Origin of the sequence: Bradyrhizobium sp. (assembly GCF_049798375.1) — a bacterium.
GTDB lineage: Bacteria > Pseudomonadota > Alphaproteobacteria > Rhizobiales > Xanthobacteraceae > Bradyrhizobium.
This window is the reverse complement of the sequence record NZ_JBARGP010000554.1, coordinates 1-3,670: the sequence shown is the minus strand read 5'-3', so window position 1 is coordinate 3,670 and position 3,670 is coordinate 1. Positions and strand designations below refer to the sequence as shown.

Annotated in this window: 2 protein-coding genes and 1 pseudogene; 1 reads left to right on the top strand and 2 read right to left on the bottom strand. The window is 68.2% G+C overall.

Annotated features, from left to right (window positions below):
* A pseudogene (locus tag WA702_RS22255) lies at positions 1–961 on the top strand (DNA mismatch repair endonuclease MutL); the annotation flags it as partial.
* 203 nt (positions 962–1,164) lie between these two features.
* On the opposite strand, the gene rsmD reads toward WA702_RS22255, so the two are convergent.
* Complete coding sequence (gene rsmD, locus WA702_RS22250; protein WP_425112707.1) at positions 1,165–1,719, bottom strand: 16S rRNA (guanine(966)-N(2))-methyltransferase RsmD; 555 nt, start codon at positions 1,717–1,719, stop codon at positions 1,165–1,167.
* Between the two features lie 9 nt (positions 1,720–1,728).
* Positions 1,729–3,670: pseudouridine synthase (locus tag WA702_RS22245; RefSeq protein ID WP_425112706.1), on the bottom strand; the 1,942-nt coding region annotated here is incomplete at its 5' end.

The window sequence follows — 3,670 nt, the reverse complement described above, 5'->3', positions numbered from 1 at the left end:
GGCGCTGTTCGTGACGCTCGATGCACGCGAGGTCGACGCCAACGTCCATCCGGCCAAGACCGAGGTGCGCTTCCGCAACGCGGGCCTGGTGCGTGCGCTAATCGTGCATGCGCTAAAGGAGGGCTTGGCGCGCGAGGGCCGGCGTACCGCGGCCAATGACGGCGGGACCACAATCGCCGCGTTCCGACCTGCTTTCACACCGCCGCGTGCCGCCAACTGGGACTGGCAGCGCTCGCCGTCATTTCCTGTCAGCCCGACGCCGGTGTTCGAGGGCACCGCCGCGCCCGCCTTCGCCGAGCCGGCGCAGGCCAATTTCGATGTCGGCGCGCCGACCGCCGATGTGCGGCTGCACGAGCAACCGGCACCTGGCGATCTGCTCGACCAGCCGTTGGGTGCGGCGCGCACCCAGATCCACGACACCTATATCGTATCGCAGACCCGCGACGGCCTCGTCATCGTCGACCAGCATGCCGCGCATGAGCGCATCGTCTATGAGCGGCTGAAGGCTTCGCTCGCCGCACACGGCGTACAGCGGCAGATCCTTTTGATCCCCGATATCGTCGAGCTCGACGAGGCGACGGTCGAGACTTTGTTAGGCCGCGCCGAGGAGCTGGCGTCGTTTGGCCTTGCGATCGAATCCTTCGGCCCCGGCGCGGTCGCGGTGCGCGAGACGCCGTCGCTGCTCGGCAAGGTCAATGCGGCGGGGTTGCTACGCGATCTCGCCGAGCACATGGAGGAATGGGGCGAGGCGCTGCCGCTGGAGCGCAAGCTGATGCATGTCGCCGCCACCATGGCCTGCCATGGCTCGGTGCGCGCCGGCCGCCGGCTGAAGCCCGAGGAGATGAACGCGCTGCTGCGCGAGATGGAGCAGACGCCGAATTCCGGCCAATGCAATCACGGCCGCCCGACCTATGTCGAGCTCAAGCTCGTCGACGTGGAGAAGCTGTTCGGGCGGAGGTAGAGCTACAACTAAGGTGTCGTCCCGGCGAACGGGCAGCGCGTGATTCATTCAGCCGTCATGCCCCGCGCAGGCGGGCATCCAGTACGCGGCGGCAGAAGAGGTCGAACCCAGACGTCACAGCGTACTGGATCGTCCGCCTGCGCGGACGATGACAGCGGAGAGAGACGATGACGGCGGAGGAGCGGGAAGCATTGCAGCACACCTCATGAAGCCCGCAAGAATACGAACTCCGTGTCGTCATACGCCCGGCGTTCGAACTCTTCAAAGCCATCAGGCGACTTGAACGCGGCGGCCTTGGACTCCTCGACGACCAACAGCGCACGCGGCATTAGCCAACCGCCGTCACGCAGCGAAGCAAGCGCCCGCTCGCCGAAACCCCTGCCATAGGGCGGATCGCAAAATACCAGCGCAAACGGCTCGACCGGATGCGCCGGACCGAGATCGGTCGCATCGCGGCGATAGACCTTCGTGACGCCGCCAAGTCCGAGCGCCTCGACATTGTTGCGCAACAGCGCCCGCGCCTCGGCGCCATTGTCGACAAACAGCGTGAACGCCGCGCCGCGCGACACCGCCTCGATGCCGAGCGCGCCGGTGCCGGCGAACAGGTCGAGCACGCGCGCGCCCTCGATCGGGTTGTCGTAGGCATGGACGAGGATGTTGAACAGCGACTCGCGCAAGCGATCCTGCGTCGGCCGGATGTCGCGCGAGGTGGGAGACGCGATATTGCGGCCTCTCAGCCGCCCACCGACGACGCGCATTCCGACGCCCTACTCGTCCTTCGGCGCGATGTCGCGCTTGCCATGATAGCCGCGCTTCGGTCGCTTGGGTTGCCCGGGGAAGCGCGCTTCAGCGTCGCGGCGGGCGCGGGATTCCTCGCTGCCGGTGCGCTGCACCAGCACCCGGCGGCCCTTGCGGTCGGCGACCACCTCACGCTTCGGCTTGGGTTTCGGATCCGGCAGCGGCTCGCGCCCCTTGCTATCCGGCTGGGGGCCAAAATCGGCATTGGCCTGCGCGATCACCTTCTCGCCGAGCTGCTCGCGCAGCACCCGCGACTTGATCTCCTGCACCTCGCCCTCGGGGAGCTCGGCAAGCTGGAACGGACCGTAGGAGACGCGGATCAGCCGGTTCACTTCGAGCCCGAGATGGCCGAGCACGTTGCGCACCTCGCGGTTCTTGCCCTCGCGGATCGCAACCACCAGCCAGACATTGGCGCCCTGGTCGCGCTCGAGTTCAGCCTCGATCGGCCCGTATTTGACGCCATCAACCTCGACGCCTTCCTTGAGCTGATCGAGCTGCGCCTGCGTCACCTCGCCATGGGCGCGGACGCGATAGCGCCGCAGCCAGCCGGTGTCGGGCAATTCCAGCACGCGCGCGAGACCGCCATCATTGGTCAGCAGCAACAGGCCTTCGGTGTTGAAGTCGAGCCGGCCGATCGAGATCAGCCGTGGCAGGCCTTCCGGCAGATTGTCGAACACGGTCGGTCGCCCCTCGGGGTCGGCGTGCGTCGTCATCAGGCCGCGCGGCTTGTGATAAAGGAACAGCCGCGTGCGCTCGCGCTCCGGCAACGGCGCGCCGTCGACCGTGATGGTGTCGTTCTCGGTGACGTCGAGCGCCGGCGAGTTGATGACCCGGCCATTGACGCTGACGCGCCCCTGCGTGACCATCTCCTCGGCATCGCGACGGGAGGCGAGACCTGCGCGCGCCACGACTTTGGCGATGCGCTCGCCGGTCTTGCCCGGCTTCGGCGCCTCGTCGGGCACGACGCGCTTGGCTCGCTTGTCAGTATCAGGCTTGCGCTCGCGATACGCGCCGCGGCCGCCGAAGGCCGGGCGCTTGGTGAAGACCCTGCTATCGTCCTCGTTGTCGCGGCGCGGGCGATCGGAGAGACCTCCTTCGCCACGCTCGCTGCGCGGATGCTCGTGCCAGTCGCTGCGGCCCTCGGAGCGCTCGCGCGGCCGATCGAATTTGGGACGATCGCCGCGCGGACGATCAAATTTCGGACGGTCCTCGCTCGAACGATCGAACCGCGGCCGCTCAGAACTGCGCGCGCCATCGCGGGGCGGACGCGTGCCGCGTTCGGGACGATCCGCGCCACCCTCGCGCTTCTGCCACGGCTTGGTTTCACCACGCTGCGGACGATCGCCGAACTCCCGGCGTGGGCCGCGATCGTTGTTGCGGTCGCTACGGTCGCTCTTGTAACCACCGCGATCCGGCGCGCCGCGCGAGAATTTCTTGTCGCCACCGAATTTCCGCTCCGGCCGATCACCGGAGGGACGGTCGCCAAAGCTGCGCTCCGTGCGCGGCCGATCGCTGCGATCGCGCGCCCCTTCACCACGCGGCGTATAGGGCCGCTTGTCGCCATCACGATCGCCGCGCGGCGCGTAGCTGCGCTTTTCTCCGTCGCGGTCGCGCGCTGCGTAGGGCTTGCGCTCGCCGAACTTCCGGTCGGACGATCGCGCCGCAGGACGTGCACCGTCACGGTCGCTGCGCGGCGTGTAGGGGCGCTTGTCGCCACCGCGATCGTCGCGGTCGAATTTCGGCCGGTCGCCGCGCGGCTTGAATGCGCGCTTCTCGCCATCGCCGCCGCGTGAGGGACGATCGGCGAACGGCTTGTCACCGCGCGGCTTGAACACGCGCTTTTCGCCGTCACCGCCGCGTGAGGGGCGATCGCCAGACGGCCGCTCGCCGCGCGGACGCTCATCGCGATTG